Here is a 17,146-nt window from a genome sequence, read left to right as displayed (position 1 = left end):
AATTGAGTGGACAATAAAGAGGAAGCCATCCGCTTCACACCTATCGGTATCAATCGAGGGTTAATAAGTAGTCGCATAGAGTAGTGTCTATATCACTGTTATAATTATATCTGATTGCGACTAGTATTATTGATAAGTTTGCGGGTGGTCTATGTCTATATTAGGCTACCCGTTTTTTAATTTTAATCTTTAGGCTATGTTAAGTTTTGTTAAAAACTCAGGAGGTGCATAAAAATTAGTAAGGATTTAAGAGTTAATGAACGAATTAGAGCGAGAGAGGTTAGAGTAATTAATAATGATGGAGACCAGATTGGGATTATGCCATTAAAGAAAGGCTTAAACTTGGCAAAAGAGCGAGGTTTAGATTTAGTAGAAGTAGCTCCAAATGCTAACCCGCCTGTCTGTAGAATTCTTGATTATGGTAAGTACAAGTATGAGCAGGCTAAGAAAGCTAAAGAAGCTAAGAAGAACCAGAATGTCATGAACGTAAAAGAAGTACAAATGAGTGTTAAGATTGAAGAACACGACTTTAATGTAAAAGTTAATATGGCTAAAAGGTTCTTAAATAATAAAGACAAAGTTAAAGTTAAGATTAAATTTAGAGGGAGAGAAATTACTCATAAAGAGTTAGGATATGATTTAATGGAGGATTTCTTTGCTGAAATAGAAGATTTAGGTAAAATGGAAAGCAAGCCTAAGATGGAAGGTCGTAACATGTTAATGATGGTTACACCAAAAAGTGATAAGGAATAGATAAAGAATAAAGGAGGAAATAATTTATGCCGAAAATGAAGACGCATAAAGGTGCTAAGAAACGATTTAAGAAGACTGCTAAAGGTAAATATAAGCGTAAGAAAGCTTATAAGAACCACCTGTTAACTAAAAAGTCAGGTAATAAAAAGAGAAAATTAAGAAAAGATGCAGTAGTTTCTAAAGCAGACCAAAAGAAATTAGACGAACTATTACCATATGAATAATTAATTTTGAATTTTATATAGATTTATTTTAGGTAAAGGAGGGATTAGGATGCCACGTGTTAAACGAGGTACTAAACGACGCAAAAGAAGAAAGCGAATCTTAAAATTAGCTAAAGGGTATTTTGGTTCTAAGAGTAAGTTATATAGACCTGCTAAAGAACAGGTATTGAAGTCATTACATTATGCGTATCGAGATAGAAAGCAGAAGAAGCGAAACTTCAGAAAGTTATGGATTACTCGAATCAATGCTGCAGCTAGAAATCATGGTCTTTCTTATAGTAGATTTATCCATGGTCTAAAGCAAGCAGATGTTGATATTAACCGTAAAATGTTAGCTGATTTAGCAGTTAATGATGACGAAGCTTTTGGTGAATTAGTTACATTAGCTAAAGAAAATATCTAGTTAGTAAGTAGAAAGGTATGGGGTTTATCCCATGCCTTTTTCTTATTCTGTTACTTTACATAAATAAAAAACTATAGTATAATATAAGCAACAAAATTAAAAACGGTTAAAACGCTTAATTCCATTTGGAAGCGGGGGACCCACTTTCTTTTGGGGTGAATCTACTTTTCAAGCTTACTGATATAGGATTGGAAATGGTAGGGTTACTCTTTCAACCCGAACCCGACAGCTAACTTCGTAGGCGTTGGAAGAGGAAGACCATAATTACCACAGGTAGGTGTTCCTGTGGTTTTTCTATGCCTAATTTTAAATTTAGAAAGGGATGTAAAGATGAGAGCAAATGATAGATTTGATTTAAATAAGTTAACGCCGGCACAAGTCTTAGCTTTAGGTTATTTAGTTGTTATTTTAATCGGTTCAATCTTATTGTCATTGCCAATTGCTACTGCTAGTGGACAAAGCATGCCTTTTGTTGATGCTCTATTCACGGCTACGTCGGCAACAGCGGTAACAGGATTAATTGTAGAGAATACTAGTACTTTCTTTTCTATGTTCGGGCAGATTTTAATTATGATTCTAATTCAAATCGGCGGTTTAGGAATCATGAGTATGTCCACGTTATTTGCCCTGTTAGTAGGAAAAAAGATTACTTTAAAAGAAAGGTTAGTCATTCAACAGGATTTAGACCAATTTCAATTATCAGGAATCATTAGGTTAGTTAGGTATGTCCTGATGGTTGCTTTTACAATCGAAGGTGTAGGTGCTTTAATTCTATTTCTACGTTTACTCAAAGATTATCCGCCATTGAAAGCGCTATACTTTGCTATTTTTCACGCTGTATCAGCTTTTAATAACGCAGGATTTGATTTATTTGGCAATAGTTTAGAAAATTTCACTGGGGATATTACTATTAATTTAGTAATTACTACTTTAATCATTCTTGGTGGAATCGGTTTTGCTGTAATTGCAGAATTGTATAGTAATAAACGCAACTTTAAACGATATTCTTTACAAACTAAATTAGTATTATCAGTTACAATATTTTTAATTATATTTGGTACAATTGTTGTTTTTGCTTTAGAGTATTCAAATCCAGAAACTATAGGTGATTTATCGCTAGGAGACAAAGCTTTAGCTTCTTATTTCCTATCTGTAACTCCAAGAACGGCTGGTTTTAATACTGTTCCTACAGGAGCATTAAAGAGTTCAACGCTTTTCTTCGTGATTATTTTAATGTTCATTGGTGCATCACCGGGTTCTACTGGAGGTGGGGTTAAAACTACTACCTTTGGTGCAGTTGTTGCTGTAGTATACGCAATGATAACTGGGCGAAGAGATATAGAAATATTTAAACGTCGTTTAGCTAAGGAAATTATATTTAAAGCGCTATCGATCATAATTATTTCATTACTTTTGATAGTTACAGTTACTATGATTCTAACTATAACTGAGGATATGAATTTTCTAGATCTCTTTTTTGAGACAGTATCTGCTTTTGGAACGGTAGGTCTATCAACAGGGGTAACAGGAAAACTGTCGATAATAGGGAAGGTATTAATTACCTTAACGATGTTTGCTGGGCGAGTAGGTCCGTTAACTTTAGCCTTAGCGATTGGTTACAAAGAAGAAAAAGCTAATATTAGATATCCAAAAGAAAAGATCTTAGTTGGATAATTAGATTAGGAGAGTATATTTAGAGGAGTGATAATATGAGTGATGATATGAAACAATTTATTGTAATTGGATTAGGACGTTTTGGTACTAGTGTAGCAGCTACATTAGCAGAACAAGGACATGACGTTTTGGCTATTGATCGTGATGAAGATCCTATTCAAGAGATTAGTAATCTAGTAACTCATGCCGTGCAGGCCGATGCTACGGATGAGGATTCTTTAAAGACATTAGGAGTTAATAACTTTGATGTAGCAGTAGTAAGTATCGGTGATGATGTACATTCTAATATTTTGGCTACTTTAGTTTTAAAGGAATTAGGAGTACCTTATGTAGTAGTTAAGGCTCAGGATAATCTACACGGCAAAGTTCTAAGTAAGATTGGTGCTGATAAAATAGTATATCCAGAACGAGATATGGGGACACGAGTGGCGCATAACTTAGTTACATCTAATGTGCTAGACTATATAGAGTTAGCTCCAGATTATAGTATTATTGAAGTGCGAGCAACTACTAAGTTAGTAGGTAAAACTCTAAGAGAATTGGCTTTGCGAGTTAAATTTGGTGTTAATGTTATTGCTATTAAAAAAGGTGATGATATTAATGTTACTCCCGAAGCAGATGATCGTATTGAGGCCGGTGATATCTTAGTGGTAATGGGTAAAGATGAAGGCTTAGATAAACTTAGAGAATATTAATTTAAGGAATAGATAAACATATAATTAATCTAGAATAGGAGGAGCTTTATGTTTAATACCTTACGGACTAAGATATTAGCTGGATATCTTATCTTAATTTTGATAATTTCAGGAGTAGCACTATGGTCTATTAATAATTTCTTAGGTTTAAGTAATGCCATTAATGATATTATGGTAGAAAATTATCGTAGTGTAATTGCTGCTCAAAATATGATTGGGTCTTTAGAGAGGCAGGATAGTGCTGAGCTTCTTTTCTTATTTGGTAGACAGGATAAAGGTACTGAAGTCTATAGAAGTAATGAAAAAGAGTTTCTTAAGTGGTTTTCACGGGCTGAAGATAATATTACCATTAGAGAAGAAAGAGATATTCTAAATAAGATAGATAAAGGATTTACTAAATACCTACAAGATTTTAATCAGTTACAGATTAAATATCAAAAAAACCCACAACAAGCTAAAGAATTTTATCTAACTAAGGCGATGCCGCACTTTAATGAAATTAAAGGCTGGTGTCAGGACTTACTAGAAGTAAATCAGAATGCTATGGTTAAAGCTCAGAAACGAGCTAACAAAAATGCTAATGATGCCGTCTATTCAACAGCGATTATTTCAATTGTTGCTATTGTTTTAGCATTATTATTTGGGATTTATATATCGAATTTAATTATTAAACCAACTGAAAAGTTAATTGAAACTGTTCAGAAAGTAGGTCAGGGAGAGTTAAATCAGGAGATAGAAGTAAAGTCGAATGATGAAATTGGAGAACTAGCTGTTGAATTTAATCAGATGACTAAGCGTTTAAAAGATTATGAAGAGATGAATGTTAATAAATTAATGGCTGAAAAGAATAAATCAGAGGCTATAGTTAAAAGTATCAATAGTCCAATTATTGTTACTGATAAAGAACATAAGATTGTACTATTAAATCCAATTGCTGAGAAGTTATTTGGCATAAGAGAAGAGGAAGTAGTTGGTAGACACTTCCTAGAAGTAATTAAAGAAGAAGAAATTTTCGCAAAGATAGAAGAAGTAGCAGAGAATGGGTTTATAAGAGATACTAATCAAAAAGAGAAAGTATTAAAGTTTTCTTATCAAAATAAAGAACACTACTATCGATTAATGGTTACTCCAGTACTTGATAAGGAAGAAGAGGTATCGCGGGTTATTACTTTCTTAGATGATATCACTCATTTGAAGGAAGTGGATGATTTGAAATCAGACTTTGTTTCTACAGTATCTCATGAATTTAGAACACCATTAACTTCAATGAATATGGGACTTAGCCTTCTATTAGAAGAGACTCCAGGAGAAGTTAATGATGATCAAAAAGAATTATTAGCAGCTGCACATGAGGATTGTAAGCGACTAATTGATTTGGTAGATGACTTATTAGACCTATCTAAGATTGAATCAGGAAAGATTCAGATTAATTTAGATAGTATCAATTTAGGAGATTTAGTTAATGCTTCAGTTAGACCGCTTGAAGAGCAAGCTAAAGAACAGGGAGTAGATATATTAACTAAGCTTCCACAAGAACTACCATTAGTCAAAGCCGATTCTAATAAGATAACTTGGGTTTTAAGTAACTTAGTAGGTAATGCCCTAAGATATACTAAAGGTAATGGTAAGATAGAAGTCAGTGCAGCAAAAAAAGGTAATAGAGTTTATGTATCAGTTGAGGATACAGGTATAGGTATTCCAGAAGAATATCAAGATAAGATATTCGAAAAGTTTGTGCGAGTAAAAGGTGAGAATGCAATAGATGTTAGTGGAACAGGATTAGGATTAGCAATTGTAAAGGAGATAGTAGAAGCCCACGGTGGAAAGATATGGGTAGATAGTGAAGTTGGAGAAGGTAGTAAATTTACGTTTACCTTATTGTTGGCTGGTTAGGAGGGTAGATAATGGGAAGAATCTTATTAGTGGAAGATACTAAGAATATAATCTTATCAGTTAAGATGTGCTTAGAAGGCGCTGGTTATGAAGTTGCGGTAGTTGAAGATGGAGTAACGGCTGTAGACCGGGCATTACGTCAAAAACCAGACTTAGTTTTGTTAGATATATTAATTCCTAAAATGAATGGATATTTAGTATGTGAAGCGCTTAGGGAAGATGATAAAACTAAAGATATTCCAATAGTAATGTTGAGTGCTAAGGCTGAAGAAAAGGATATTAAAAAAGCAATGAAATTAGGAGCTGATGATTATCTAGTAAAACCTTTTGAACCTAGTGAATTGTTAGATAAGGTTGGAGAAAATATTTAAGTAAGAATAACTAATATAAAAGTTAGAAAAAATGTTTAAAGAGGTGATAAAAGTGGTGAAGAAAATTTTGATTATTGATGATGAAAAGAATATTCGAAATACGTTAAGTCAATGTTTGAAAGGAGAGGCTTACGAAGTAAAGACAGCAGTGAATGGTGAAGATGGGGTTGGTAAGTTCCAAGAAGATAATTATAATTTAGTTTTATTAGATATGAAGATGCCCGGGATGGATGGAATTGAAACTTTAGGTAAGTTAAAAGAGATTAACCCTAAGGCAGATGTAATAATGATTACTGCTTATGGAACAATTGAAACTGCTGTAGAAAGTATGAAGTTAGGTGCATGTGACTACTTGCGCAAACCATTTTCGCCATCTGAGATTCGCGAGATAGTAGAACGGGTATTAGACCGACAAGGCTTAGATGAAGAAGATTTAGATGATTTTAATTCATATGTTGAGTTTGCAAAAGCATGCATTAACGAAAGAAAGTATGACAAAGCAGCTAAATATTTAAAAGAAGCGATTAGTATAGAGGCCACAAAACCAGAACCATTTAATCTATTAGGAGTCTTATTAGAAATCGAAGGTAAGGTTAATGAAGCTCAGAAACAATATCGAGCTGCTTTAGCTTTAGACCCTACTTATAAACCTGCTCAGGATAATTTAGAACGAACTGGAAAGTTTGATTATAGTATGCATGGCATGAATCTTGGGGAAGAAACAGAAGCAAATAATGAAAGCGAAGAAGAGGGTGAGTAGATATGTATATCTTAATTGTTGGCTGTGGCAAAGCCGGTTCTCATTTAGCCAATTCAATTTCAAGAAAAGGGGAGGATGTTGTAGTAATTGATAATCGTGAAGAAGCCTTTAATAACTTATCGACTGAATTTACGGGTTTCACTCTATTAGGTGATGCCACTGAATTTGAGCTGTTGAAAGAAGCGAAAATAGATAATGCAGATGTAGTAATTGCTACAACTACTGATGATAATGTAAATTCTATGATTGCGCAAATTGCTAAAGATATCTTTGAGGTTCCTAAAGTATTGGCTAGAACTTTTGCGCCTAGAAGAGAGAAAATATATAATCAATTAGGAATTGACACTATTTGTCCAACTACATTATCAGTAACAGAGTTTGAGAAGGCGATCCTCGATTAGAAATTAGTGATAGGAGGAAATATGAAATGAAAGTAATAATTATTGGTGGTGGGAAGGTGGTATATTTCTTAGCTAAAACCTTTCTGTCTAAAGGTTATGAGGTAACTATTATTAATCGAGATCAGGATTATTGTGAAAGATTAGCTAAGAAATTAAGGGCTACTATCATTCATGGCGATGGTTCTGATCCTTATTTTTTAGAAGATGCAGAAGCTTTAAAAGCAGATGCTGTAGCAGCTTTAACTCCTAATGATCCAGATAATCTATTTATTTGTCAGTTAGCAGAACAAAAATTTAAAGTTCCTAAGACCTTTGCTTTAGTTAATAATCCGACAAATGAATGGATCTTTCAAAAGTTAGGAGTTACTAAAGTAATTAGTACAACTTCAATTATTTCATCTTTAATTGAACAGCAAGTAACTGTTGATGATGTGACAAACCTCTTTCCAATCGATGAAGGCAAGGTAACAGTCACTCAAGTAGTTCTAACAGAAGAATCACCGGTATTAGGGAGGAGTTTAAGTGAAGTTAGTCTGCCTTATGATTCAGTATTAGGATCGGTTATTAGAGGTGATGAAGTGATTATTCCTCGGGGGGATACTAGATTATTAAAAGGAGATAAAGTGATAGTTATTGCTTTACCAGAGAATCAAGCTGAAGTATTTAAGGTACTATTAGGGCACGAGAAAGAGGGAGTAAGATGAGATATAGGCAGTTACTTAAAGAACGCTATAAACTATTAATTAAATATATTGGTGCTTTAACTATGGGGATTGGAACATTTTTATTATTACCTTTATTAATTTTATTCTTTTATCCAGAGGAAGTAATTTATTTAACAGACTTTTTAGTTCCTTCAATTTTCTGTTTGATAATTGGTTTTTTAGCTTGGAAGCTTACTTCTTATAAAAAGGAGGTTGCTCTTTCTTTAAAAGAAGGTGGGATTATTGTTTTAATCTCTTGGATTATTGCTATTGGAGCTTCAGCGGCTCCTTTTGTAATTACAGGAGATTTAAATATAACTCAAGCCATCTTTGAAGCAACAAGTGGCTGGACAACAACAGGATTATCTGTTGTTGATGTCACTAAAGCACCACGTATCTTTTTATTATGGCGTAGTATTATGCAATTCTTTGGTGGGGTTGGATTAGTAGTTGTAATGTTGTCTTCAGTCTTACATCCTTACGGCTTTGGGCTATATAATGCTGAAGGGCGGAGTGATAAACTCTTACCTCACGTGAAGCGTTCTACCAAAGCAATTATGTTGATCTATATAGGGTATATTACTGGAGGAGCATTACTCTATATATTAGTAGGGATGACACCGTTTGATGCTATTAACCATGCAATAGCTGCATTATCAACAGGTGGATTTTCTACTAAAGTGAATAGTATCGGTCATTGGAATAGTTTACCATTAGAATTAATAACTCTTATTCTAATGATATTAGGGACAATAAATTTTGCTACTCACTTTACTCTATTAAGAGGAAAGATAAAGACTTTCTTTAAGAACGGTGAGATTAAATTATTATTCTTTTTAATTGCTCTTTTTACGCCAATAGTTACTTACTTTTCTATGACTAAGTTATATACAAATTTACCTATGGCGTTTAGAAGGGCGATCTTTGAAGTTACTTCTGCTCTTTCTACCACGGGTTATTCTTTAGATACATTTGCTAATTGGAATCAATTTGGAATTTTAGCTTTAGTTATCTTAATGTGGATCGGTGGAGGGACTGGTTCAACAGCAGGTGGTATTAAGTTATATAGAATTTACCTAATGATTAAATCGTTTATTTGGGAGTTAAAGGCTTATTTCTTGCCTAAGAATGTTGTTGTTGATAATTATATTTGGCATGGAGATAGTAAGGTCTATATAAAAGATAGTTATATTCGACAGACTACTAATTATATATTTATTTATATGGCAACCTATTTTGTTGGAGTCTTAATATTTTTAGCTCATGGATATACATTATCTAAGTCTATGTTTGAATTTGCTTCTTCATTAGGAACTGTTGGTTTGTCAATAGGAATTACTGGTCCTGATGCTCCAGCAACTATCTTGTGGACAGAGACGATAGGTATGTTCTTAGGGAGACTTGAATTCTTTGTTATCTTCTTTGCTACGGCTAAATTATTTAAGGATATAAAGGAAATGAGTAATAAAAGTTGAATATAGATAAATAGACCACAAAAAAACTCCTTGCGTAAGGTGATCTTTTTGTGGTCAAATTATGTAATAGCTATATTATGGTATAACCACAAAAAGGTCACCTTTCGCGGCAAAATACATTTTTCGAAACATCTAAGGTTCGTATCCGCCAAAAATAAGGCTTCCTAATCTATAGGACGTCCTGTCCTGAGATTAGCTCACCACGTCCTGTGGTTCGGCCATATTTTCGGCTCCTACTCACCAAGATGTTGACCGAAAAATGTATGATTTGCTCAATATGACCTTTTTGTGTTCTAATCATATTATATGGTAAAAATAATTTTCACCACAGGTTATAATGAAGCGTTAGAGTGGAGATATTAAATTATGATACTCAAGCTTCGGAGGTGAGAATTATTAATATAGGGATTAAGTCATTATCTCCAGGTCAATTCTTGGCTTTAGGATATATTATTGTTATTTCAATAGGAACTTTATTATTAACCTTACCGATTGCTACTGTAAATCATCAAGGTTTAAATGTGTTAGATGCTCTCTTTACTGCTACTTCCGCTACAGCAGTTACAGGGTTGATTGTAGTTAATACTAGTACATATTTTACTGTCTTTGGTCAATTAGTAATTCTATTGCTAATTCAAATTGGTGGCTTAGGGTTTATGACAACCTCTACTCTATTTGCCCTGCTATTAGGAAAGAAGATCAATTTAAAAGAGAGAATTATTATTCAGGAAGAGTTGAATCATTTTAATCTATCGGGTGTAATTAAATTAGTCAGATATGTTATTCTGTTAACTTTAGGGCTTGAAGCAATAGGTGCTATCTTACTCTTTCCAAAGATGATAGTGAGATATCCATTAAGCAAGGCCCTACTTTATTCGGTCTTTCATTCTATATCTGCTTTCTGTAATGCAGGATTTGATCTATTTGGTAATAGCTTGGCGAACTTTACTGGTGATATATATATTAACATAGTAATAACTAGTCTTTTCATTGTAGGTGGGATAGGTTTTGCAGTAATTGCTGACCTATATCGTCATCGGAAATTTTCTCGCTTCTCTTTAAATACAAAACTAGTCTTAGTAACTACTATTACTTTAATTATTTTAGGAACAGTAGTTATCTTTATCTTGGAGTATTCTAATCCCAATACTTTACAAGGACTATCCGTTAAGGGTAAAGTATTAGCTGCTTATTTTCAAGGAGTAACACCACGGACGGCTGGCTTTAATACAATTTCTCTTGGTCAGATGAGAAGTGCAAGTCTCTTCTTTATTATAGTATTGATGTTTATCGGTGCATCACCAGGCTCAACCGGTGGTGGGTTAAAGACGACGACAATGGGGTCGTTGATAGCTGTAGTATATAATCTAGTGCGTGGTAATGATGAAATTGAGTTGTTTAAACGAAGGTTAGCACGTAGTGTAATTTATAAAGCATTAGCTGTGACTATTATTTCTTTAGCTTGGGTTATATTAATAACAATGGTCTTAACTATTACTGAAAAAGCAAAATTTTTAGAGGTGTTTTTTGAGACAGTTTCTGCTTATGGAACAGTAGGCCTATCGACTGGTATCACTGGGAATTTGAGTGGGATAGGAAGAGTACTAATCATTGTAACTATGTTTTTAGGTCGAGTAGGTCCTTTAACTTTGGCTACAGCCATAGGTGAACAAAAGCAACAGGGGAAAGTTCGATATCCAGAAGAAAAAGTGCTAATCGGTTAGCTATTTAACAGGGAGGCAGTAAGATATGAAACAATTTATTGTAATTGGTTTAGGACGATTTGGTTTTAGTGTGGCTAAGACATTATCAGAAAAAGGTTATGATGTCTTAGCCATCGATAAAGATGAAGGTAAAGTACAAGAGTTAGCGAATATAGTTACTCATACAGTGCAGACTGATGCTACTGATGAGAACTCCCTGCAGACTCTAGGAGTTAGCAACTTTGATGTAGCAGTAGTGAGTATCGGTGAGGATGTACATTCTAATATATTAGCAACTTTAATTTTAAAGCAATTAGGAGTTAAGCATGTGGTAGTTAAAGCCCAGGATAGATTACATGGGAAAGTATTGAGCAAAGTAGGAGCCGATAAGATAGTCTATCCTGAACGGGATATGGGGACAAGGATTGCTAATAATCTAATTTCTTCTAATATGTTAGATTATATTGAATTTGCTCCTGATTATAGTGTTATTGAAATTCAAGCTACAGATAAAATGGACGGCAAGAATTTAGAAGAGTTAGAGCTAAGAAGCAGATTTGGAGTCAATGTAATGGCAATTAAGACGGAAGACGGTTTAGAAATTACACCTGAAGCAAAACAGATTATTAATAGAGGAGATGTCTTAATAGTTATTGGAAATAATAAGAGTTTGGAGAAATTAAGAAGTTTTTAATTATTAGGAGGCTTAAAATAGTAATGTCTGAGTTGATTTCTAGTGCACAGAATCAGAAAGTAAAGTTTTTACGTTCATTATATAGAAAGAAGTATCGAAAAAGACATAATAAATTTATATTAGAAGGAAGAAGAATTATTGCTGATGCTTTAAAAGAAGAGACGGATATCTGTCAAATCTTTTATTCGCCACAATTTTTAGCTGATCAAACTAATAAGGATCTTATTGAAAAGCTAGCTAATAATACAGAACTAATTCAAATTACAGATTCATTATTAGAAGAAGTGGCAGATACTGAAACTCCCCAAGGAATAATAGCAATCGTTGAGCAACCACAGTTTGATTTAAATGAATTTTTGCATTCAGAGAATAATTTCTTTTTAATTGTAGACCGGATTCAAGATCCGGGAAACTTAGGTACAATTATGAGAACAGCTGATGGAGCTGGAGTTGATGGCGTCTTTTTTTTGAAAGGAACAGTCGATATTTATAATTTAAAGACTATAAGAGCAACAATGGGAGCTTTATTTAGAATACCTATTTTTGATATAGACGAACCAACTGATTTGGAAGATGTATTACAAACAGAAGGCATTCAGATAATAGCAGGAGATATTAGTGCGGAAGATTATTATTATGATTTAGATTATTGCTGTCCAACAGCAATAATAGTCGGAAATGAGGGTTCAGGGATTAGACCGGAAGTTCTTAATTTAGTAGATCATAAAGTAAAGATTCCTTTATCTGCAGGAGTTGAATCCCTAAATGCAGCAATTGCCACCGGAGTAATGCTTTATGAGGTTGTAAGACAAAGAAAATCTAATAATTACTTGTAAAGGTTTAACAGTTATGATATAATCGTTTTTAAAAGAAGGAACAAAAATTCCTTGAAAGGGTGTGGTCTTTAAGTGCTGACCGCAGCTATGTTCTGGAAAATCTTTGAACAGACAGGCTCTATTCAGGCGTATTTAGCTTATAAGATTTTCTTAAGTATTAATTATCAGGCGTCTTTGGACACACAGGCCTAGATTTAACAGAAATTAATTTAATAAGTGTTAAAAGCTACGAAGGAGTATAAGTAACTTAGACTTAAGCTTTATTAACAGGGAGAAGGTGTCATAGACTGAGAGCATCTTCAAGTGTATCCTAGGTGAAAATTCGCTCTGGAGCTATCCGGTTGAATCTCTATAGTAAGTCGGATCGGCCTTCTACCGTTAAAAGGAGTTAAAGAGATTTCTAATTTTATAGTTCAATTATGTTAATTAGAATTAAGTAGGGTGGTACCGCGGCTCTTTCGTCCCTGATAGGATGAGAGAGCTATTTTTTTGTTTTATATACTATTCTTAACTTAATACTTGATTATTATAAAAGGAGGACACAAAGATGGAAGAAAAGTTGGAGAACCTTGAGAATGAAGCTAATGCAGAGTTAAAAGCAGTAACAGATTTAGATGAATTAGAGAATATTCGCGTTAAATATTTAGGTAAGAAAGGTGAAATAACTGAGATTCTTAAAAATATTGGTAACTTACCGCCAGAACAGCGACCAATAGTAGGTAAGTTATCTAATCAAATTAAAGGTAAGTTAGAAGGATTAATTGCAGAGAAGAAAAGAGAATTAAAAGAAGTTGCCAAGGAAGCAAGATTAAAAGAAGAAAGGATAGATGTTACTTTACCAGGCAAGAAAGTTAAGCTAGGCAACAAGCATCCTTTAACACAAGTATTTAATGAGATTAAAGAGATCTTTTTAGGTTTAGGGTTTAAAATAGCTGAAGGTCCAGAGGTTGAAACCGATTATTATAATTTTGAAGCCTTAAATATTCCTAAGACTCATCCAGCTCGCGATATGCAAGATTCATTTTATATTTCAGAAGAGATTTTGTTGAGAACCCATACTTCGCCGGTTCAAATTAGAACAATGGAAAAGACAGACGTGCCGATTCGTATTATTGCTCCCGGAAGAGTGTATCGGGTTGATGAAGTAGATGCCAATCATTCACCGATTTTTCATCAAATAGAGGGATTAATGATAGATAAAGATGTCTCATTTAGTCATTTGAAAGGAACTCTAATTAAAGTAGTTAAAGAATTATTTGGAGAAGAGAGAGAGGTTAGATTTAGACCTAGCTATTTCCCTTTCACAGAACCAAGTGCAGAGGTAGATGTTTCTTGTGCTATCTGTGGGGGTGAAGGTTGTAGTACTTGTTCTCATACTGGATGGTTAGAAATCTTGGGTTCAGGCATGGTTCATCCTAGAGTTTTAGAAATGTCAGGTTTAGATCCGGAAGAGGTAAGTGGTTTTGCTTTTGGAATGGGAGTCGAAAGGATTGCTATGTTGAAGTACGGGATTACAGATATTCGCCTTTTCTATGAAAATGACATGAGATTTTTAGAACAATTTTAATTTTGAATTATTTTCAATATACAAGATAGCATAAGTATTCTAAGGAGGTAAAGTAAATAAAATGAAAGTTTCATATAAATGGTTACAAGAATACATAGATTTTGACTATACACCAGAGGAGTTAGCAGCTAAGTTAACTATGGCTGGCCTAGAAGTAGATGATGTAGTCTATCAAGATGAGGGATTAGAGAACGTAGTAATCGGTGAAATCTTAGAGATTAAAGAACACCCTAATGCAGATAAGTTATCTATCTGTCAAGTTGATTTAGGTACTACTAAAGAAGAGATAGTCTGTGGTGCTAAAAATATGGAAGAAGGAGATAAAGTACCTACAGCTTCGGTAGGAACTACTCTTCCCAATGGAATGGAGATTGATGAGGTTGAGTTAAGAGGGGTAAAGTCTAGAGGGATGCTCTGCTCAGCCGATGAATTAGGATTGCAAGAAGAGAGAGCAGAAGGATTAATGATTTTAGATTCTAACTTAGAGACAGGTAGCCAGTTTGCAAAGGCCTTAGAGTTAGACGATATTATCTTTGAGTTAGATTTAACACCTAATTATTCTGATTGTTTAAGTATGATTGGAGTAGCACGAGAAGTAGCCGCTATGACTGGGAATCAGTTACAGCTACCAGAAGTAGAGTATAGTGCTACAGGTCCAGAAGTTAAAGAATTAACTAGTATTGAGGTTGAAGATGAAGATTTATGTCCTCGATATACAGTAAGGGTAATTAAAGATGTGGAGGTTAAAGAGTCGCCATTGTGGTTGCAGAGACGACTAAAAGCAGCAGGTATTAGACCGATTAATAATATAGTTGATATCACAAATTACATTTTAATGGAGTTTGGGCAACCGTTACATGCTTTTGACTATGATCAATTAACTGAGAATAGAATTGTAGTTAGACGAGCTAAATCCGGCGAGAAGTTGCTGACTCTTGATGATGAAGAGCGAGAATTAGATGAAGATATGCTAGTAATTGCTGATGCCCAAGAGCCAATATGTGTAGCTGGAGTAATGGGAGGAGCAAATAGTGAAGTAACAGAAAGAACAACTAATATCCTTCTTGAATCAGCTAACTTTGATCCGATTAGCATTCGCCAAACGGCTAAGAAATTAGGGTTACATAGTGAATCATCTCATAGATTTGAAAGAGGTGTAGATGTTAATAGCACTGATTTAGCTAGTCAGAGAGCAATTAAATTAATCTTAGATTTAGCAGGTGGTGAAGTAGCAAAAGGAGTAATTGATCTTTATCCAAATCCAGTAGAACCTTTAGAATTAAATTTAAATGTTAATAGAATTAACAGGTTATTAGGTACTGATATTGGTGAAGACGAGATGATTGAACTCTTAACAAATTTAGAATTTGAAGTAGAAGAAGAGAATGATAATTTAATAGTAAAAGTGCCTACTTTTAGAGGGGATATAAGTCGCGAAGCTGATCTAGTAGAAGAAATAGCTAGAATGTATGGTTATGACCAAATAGAACCGGTCTTAGCTTCAGGACCTATCTTACAAGGTAAGAAGACTTGGCAGCAATCATTAGAGGATAAGACTTTAAATCTTTTAACAGGATTAGGTTTAACTGAAGTTAAAACTTTCAGTTTTACTAGTCAAACTATATTTGATGAAATTAAACTCCCAGAAGATAGTGACTTAAGGGATACAGTTAAATTGAATAACCCTTTAAGTTCTGAACATGAAGTAATGCGTACTACTTTGCTTCCAAATTTACTAGAAGTTCTAAATAGAAATATTAGTCGAAATGTAGATGAAGTAAAGATATTTGAATTAGGTAGAGCCTTTACACCACAAGAGGGTGAGTTGCCAGAAGAGAGACTATTATTATCAGGAGCATTAATGGAGAAAAATGAAAATGAAATTTGGGACCTAGATGCATCTAACTTCTTTGCTTTAAAGGGTGTGATAGAAGAATACTTTACAGCATTGAATATTGAAGAATATGAATTTAATAACAGTGAACATCCAAGTCTCCATCCTGGTAGAACAGCTATAATTAAGGTTAAAGGAGAAGAGGTAGGGATATTAGGTGAAGTTCATCCTGACTTAATTGATAATTATGACTTGTTGCCAAGGACTGTTTTATTTGAATTAGAATTTGAGATAATAGTAAAGCATGCCAATGATGACCTTGTATATAGAGAGTTACCTAAATATCCAGCGTCTACTCGTGATATTGCTTTAGTGGTTGATGTAGAAGTTACTTCCCAAGATTTAGAGAATATTATTAATGGAGTAGCAGGTGATTTATTAGAGACAATTGAGTTATTTGATCTATATCAAGGGAAACAAGTTGAGGAAGGAACTAAGAGCTTAGCTTACTCTTTAACGTATCGCGCCCAAGATAGAACTTTAACTGATGATGAGATAAATAAGCTTCAATCTCAAATAGAAGATAGGTTAGATGAGGAGTTTGGAGCAAAGATTAGAGAATAGATATAATGAATATGGATATAAAGTTTAAGTAAATAATTAATATTATAATAAGGCAATGTGGCTCCAATGAAGGTTGAGCACATTGCCTTATTAATTTCAAATTATTCTTGACAAATTAAAAGTAAGATGTTAGAATATTTTTTGTCGCTTACGAGAAAACTATTTTTGTAAGTGGTTATTGTAAGAGAAAAACATTTTGAATTTTTTCTTGACACTTCTCTAAAGATTTGTTACACTATTTCTTGTCGCTTGAGCAATTGACAGTTGACAATTGACAATTTTAAAATCAAAAGATTTAAAGATAGTTGTCAAGGGTTATTGTCAATTATAAATTGTTAGCGTGAGCGAGAGAAAAAACATTTTAAATTTTCTCTTGACAAGTTTCGAAAGTTTTGTTACACTGTTAATTGTCGCTTGAAGAAATGCGACAGATTATAACTTGTCTAGCAAAATTATTTTTGAAATTATCTTGACAAGCTTTGATGAGTGTGATAGAATTTTAAATGTCGCTGAAAAAGTGACAGCAAAATTTAAA

The 17,146-nt window shown here is 33.7% G+C and carries 17 protein-coding genes, 1 riboswitch and 1 other annotated feature; all 17 genes read left to right on the top strand.

Annotation, left to right across the window (positions count from 1 at the left end; translation table 11 throughout):
• Window positions 1–228 precede the first annotated feature (228 nt).
• The 17 genes from infC (at window position 229) to pheT (ending at window position 16,611) form a co-directional block, all read left to right on the top strand.
• Entirely contained in the window at window positions 229–753 is a 525-nt protein-coding gene (infC, locus tag BM077_RS04660; protein ID WP_089748469.1) for a translation initiation factor IF-3, read from the top strand.
• 26 nt (window positions 754–779) lie between these two features.
• Window positions 780–977, top strand: a complete 198-nt coding sequence (gene rpmI / locus BM077_RS04655) for a 50S ribosomal protein L35 (RefSeq protein ID WP_089748468.1) — start codon at window positions 780–782, stop codon at window positions 975–977.
• A 49-nt stretch (window positions 978–1,026) separates the two neighbouring features.
• A complete protein-coding gene (gene rplT / locus BM077_RS04650) occupies window positions 1,027–1,380 on the top strand; it encodes a 50S ribosomal protein L20 (protein WP_089748467.1) in 354 nt (117 codons plus the stop codon).
• A gap of 102 nt (window positions 1,381–1,482) precedes the next feature.
• Window positions 1,483–1,638, top strand: a riboswitch (cyclic di-AMP (ydaO/yuaA leader).
• Window positions 1,639–1,710: 72 nt separating this feature from the next.
• Window positions 1,711–3,054, top strand: a complete 1,344-nt coding sequence (locus tag BM077_RS04645) for a TrkH family potassium uptake protein (protein ID WP_090095152.1) — start codon at window positions 1,711–1,713, stop codon at window positions 3,052–3,054.
• Window positions 3,055–3,101: 47 nt separating this feature from the next.
• Entirely contained in the window at window positions 3,102–3,749 is a 648-nt protein-coding gene (locus BM077_RS04640; RefSeq protein WP_089748555.1) for a potassium channel family protein, read from the top strand.
• A gap of 48 nt (window positions 3,750–3,797) precedes the next feature.
• On the top strand, window positions 3,798–5,642 hold the full coding sequence (locus tag BM077_RS04635) for a sensor histidine kinase (protein WP_089748465.1): 1,845 nt from the start codon (window positions 3,798–3,800) through the stop codon (window positions 5,640–5,642).
• 11 nt (window positions 5,643–5,653) lie between these two features.
• Window positions 5,654–6,013, top strand: coding sequence for a response regulator transcription factor (locus BM077_RS04630; RefSeq protein ID WP_090003554.1), 360 nt, complete (start codon window positions 5,654–5,656; stop codon window positions 6,011–6,013).
• A gap of 52 nt (window positions 6,014–6,065) precedes the next feature.
• On the top strand, window positions 6,066–6,773 hold the full coding sequence (locus tag BM077_RS04625) for a sigma-54-dependent transcriptional regulator (protein ID WP_089748463.1): 708 nt from the start codon (window positions 6,066–6,068) through the stop codon (window positions 6,771–6,773).
• Window positions 6,774–6,775: 2 nt separating this feature from the next.
• Window positions 6,776–7,174 (top strand): potassium channel family protein, encoded by a 399-nt coding sequence (locus BM077_RS04620; RefSeq protein WP_089748462.1) that lies wholly within the window; start codon window positions 6,776–6,778, stop codon window positions 7,172–7,174.
• Between the two features lie 26 nt (window positions 7,175–7,200).
• Window positions 7,201–7,878 carry a potassium channel family protein gene (locus tag BM077_RS04615; protein ID WP_089748461.1) on the top strand — a complete coding sequence of 226 codons (678 nt, stop codon included), beginning with the start codon at window positions 7,201–7,203 and terminating at the stop codon, window positions 7,876–7,878.
• The gene (locus BM077_RS04610) at window positions 7,875–9,353 is read left to right on the top strand and encodes a TrkH family potassium uptake protein (protein ID WP_089748460.1); all 1,479 of its coding nucleotides are present in this window, start codon (window positions 7,875–7,877) and stop codon (window positions 9,351–9,353) included. Before BM077_RS04615 ends, BM077_RS04610 begins: the two co-directional genes overlap by 4 nt.
• Window positions 9,354–9,709: 356 nt before the next feature.
• Window positions 9,710–11,077 carry a TrkH family potassium uptake protein gene (locus tag BM077_RS04605; protein ID WP_255361557.1) on the top strand — a complete coding sequence of 456 codons (1,368 nt, stop codon included), beginning with the start codon at window positions 9,710–9,712 and terminating at the stop codon, window positions 11,075–11,077.
• Window positions 11,078–11,102: 25 nt separating this feature from the next.
• Window positions 11,103–11,750 carry a potassium channel family protein gene (locus tag BM077_RS04600; RefSeq protein ID WP_089748459.1) on the top strand — a complete coding sequence of 216 codons (648 nt, stop codon included), beginning with the start codon at window positions 11,103–11,105 and terminating at the stop codon, window positions 11,748–11,750.
• Between the two features lie 23 nt (window positions 11,751–11,773).
• Window positions 11,774–12,586 (top strand): TrmH family RNA methyltransferase, encoded by an 813-nt coding sequence (locus tag BM077_RS04595; RefSeq protein ID WP_089748458.1) that lies wholly within the window; start codon window positions 11,774–11,776, stop codon window positions 12,584–12,586.
• 87 nt (window positions 12,587–12,673) lie between these two features.
• On the top strand, window positions 12,674–12,778 hold the full coding sequence (locus BM077_RS04590) for a YqzL family protein (RefSeq protein WP_255361556.1): 105 nt from the start codon (window positions 12,674–12,676) through the stop codon (window positions 12,776–12,778).
• A gap of 27 nt (window positions 12,779–12,805) precedes the next feature.
• Window positions 12,806–13,055 (top strand) — a binding site (T-box leader).
• A 78-nt stretch (window positions 13,056–13,133) separates the two neighbouring features.
• Window positions 13,134–14,153 (top strand): phenylalanine--tRNA ligase subunit alpha, encoded by a 1,020-nt coding sequence (gene pheS, locus BM077_RS04585; RefSeq protein WP_089748456.1) that lies wholly within the window; start codon window positions 13,134–13,136, stop codon window positions 14,151–14,153.
• Window positions 14,154–14,214: 61 nt separating this feature from the next.
• Window positions 14,215–16,611, top strand: a complete 2,397-nt coding sequence (pheT, locus tag BM077_RS04580) for a phenylalanine--tRNA ligase subunit beta (RefSeq protein ID WP_090095150.1) — start codon at window positions 14,215–14,217, stop codon at window positions 16,609–16,611.
• Window positions 16,612–17,146: the final 535 nt, after the last annotated feature.

Origin of the sequence: Candidatus Frackibacter sp. WG13 (assembly GCF_900114655.1) — a bacterium.
Taxonomy (GTDB): Bacteria; Bacillota; Halanaerobiia; order Halobacteroidales; family Acetohalobiaceae; genus Frackibacter.
The sequence above is the reverse complement of the archived record's forward strand: the minus strand, read 5'-3'. Positions and strand labels throughout refer to the sequence as shown.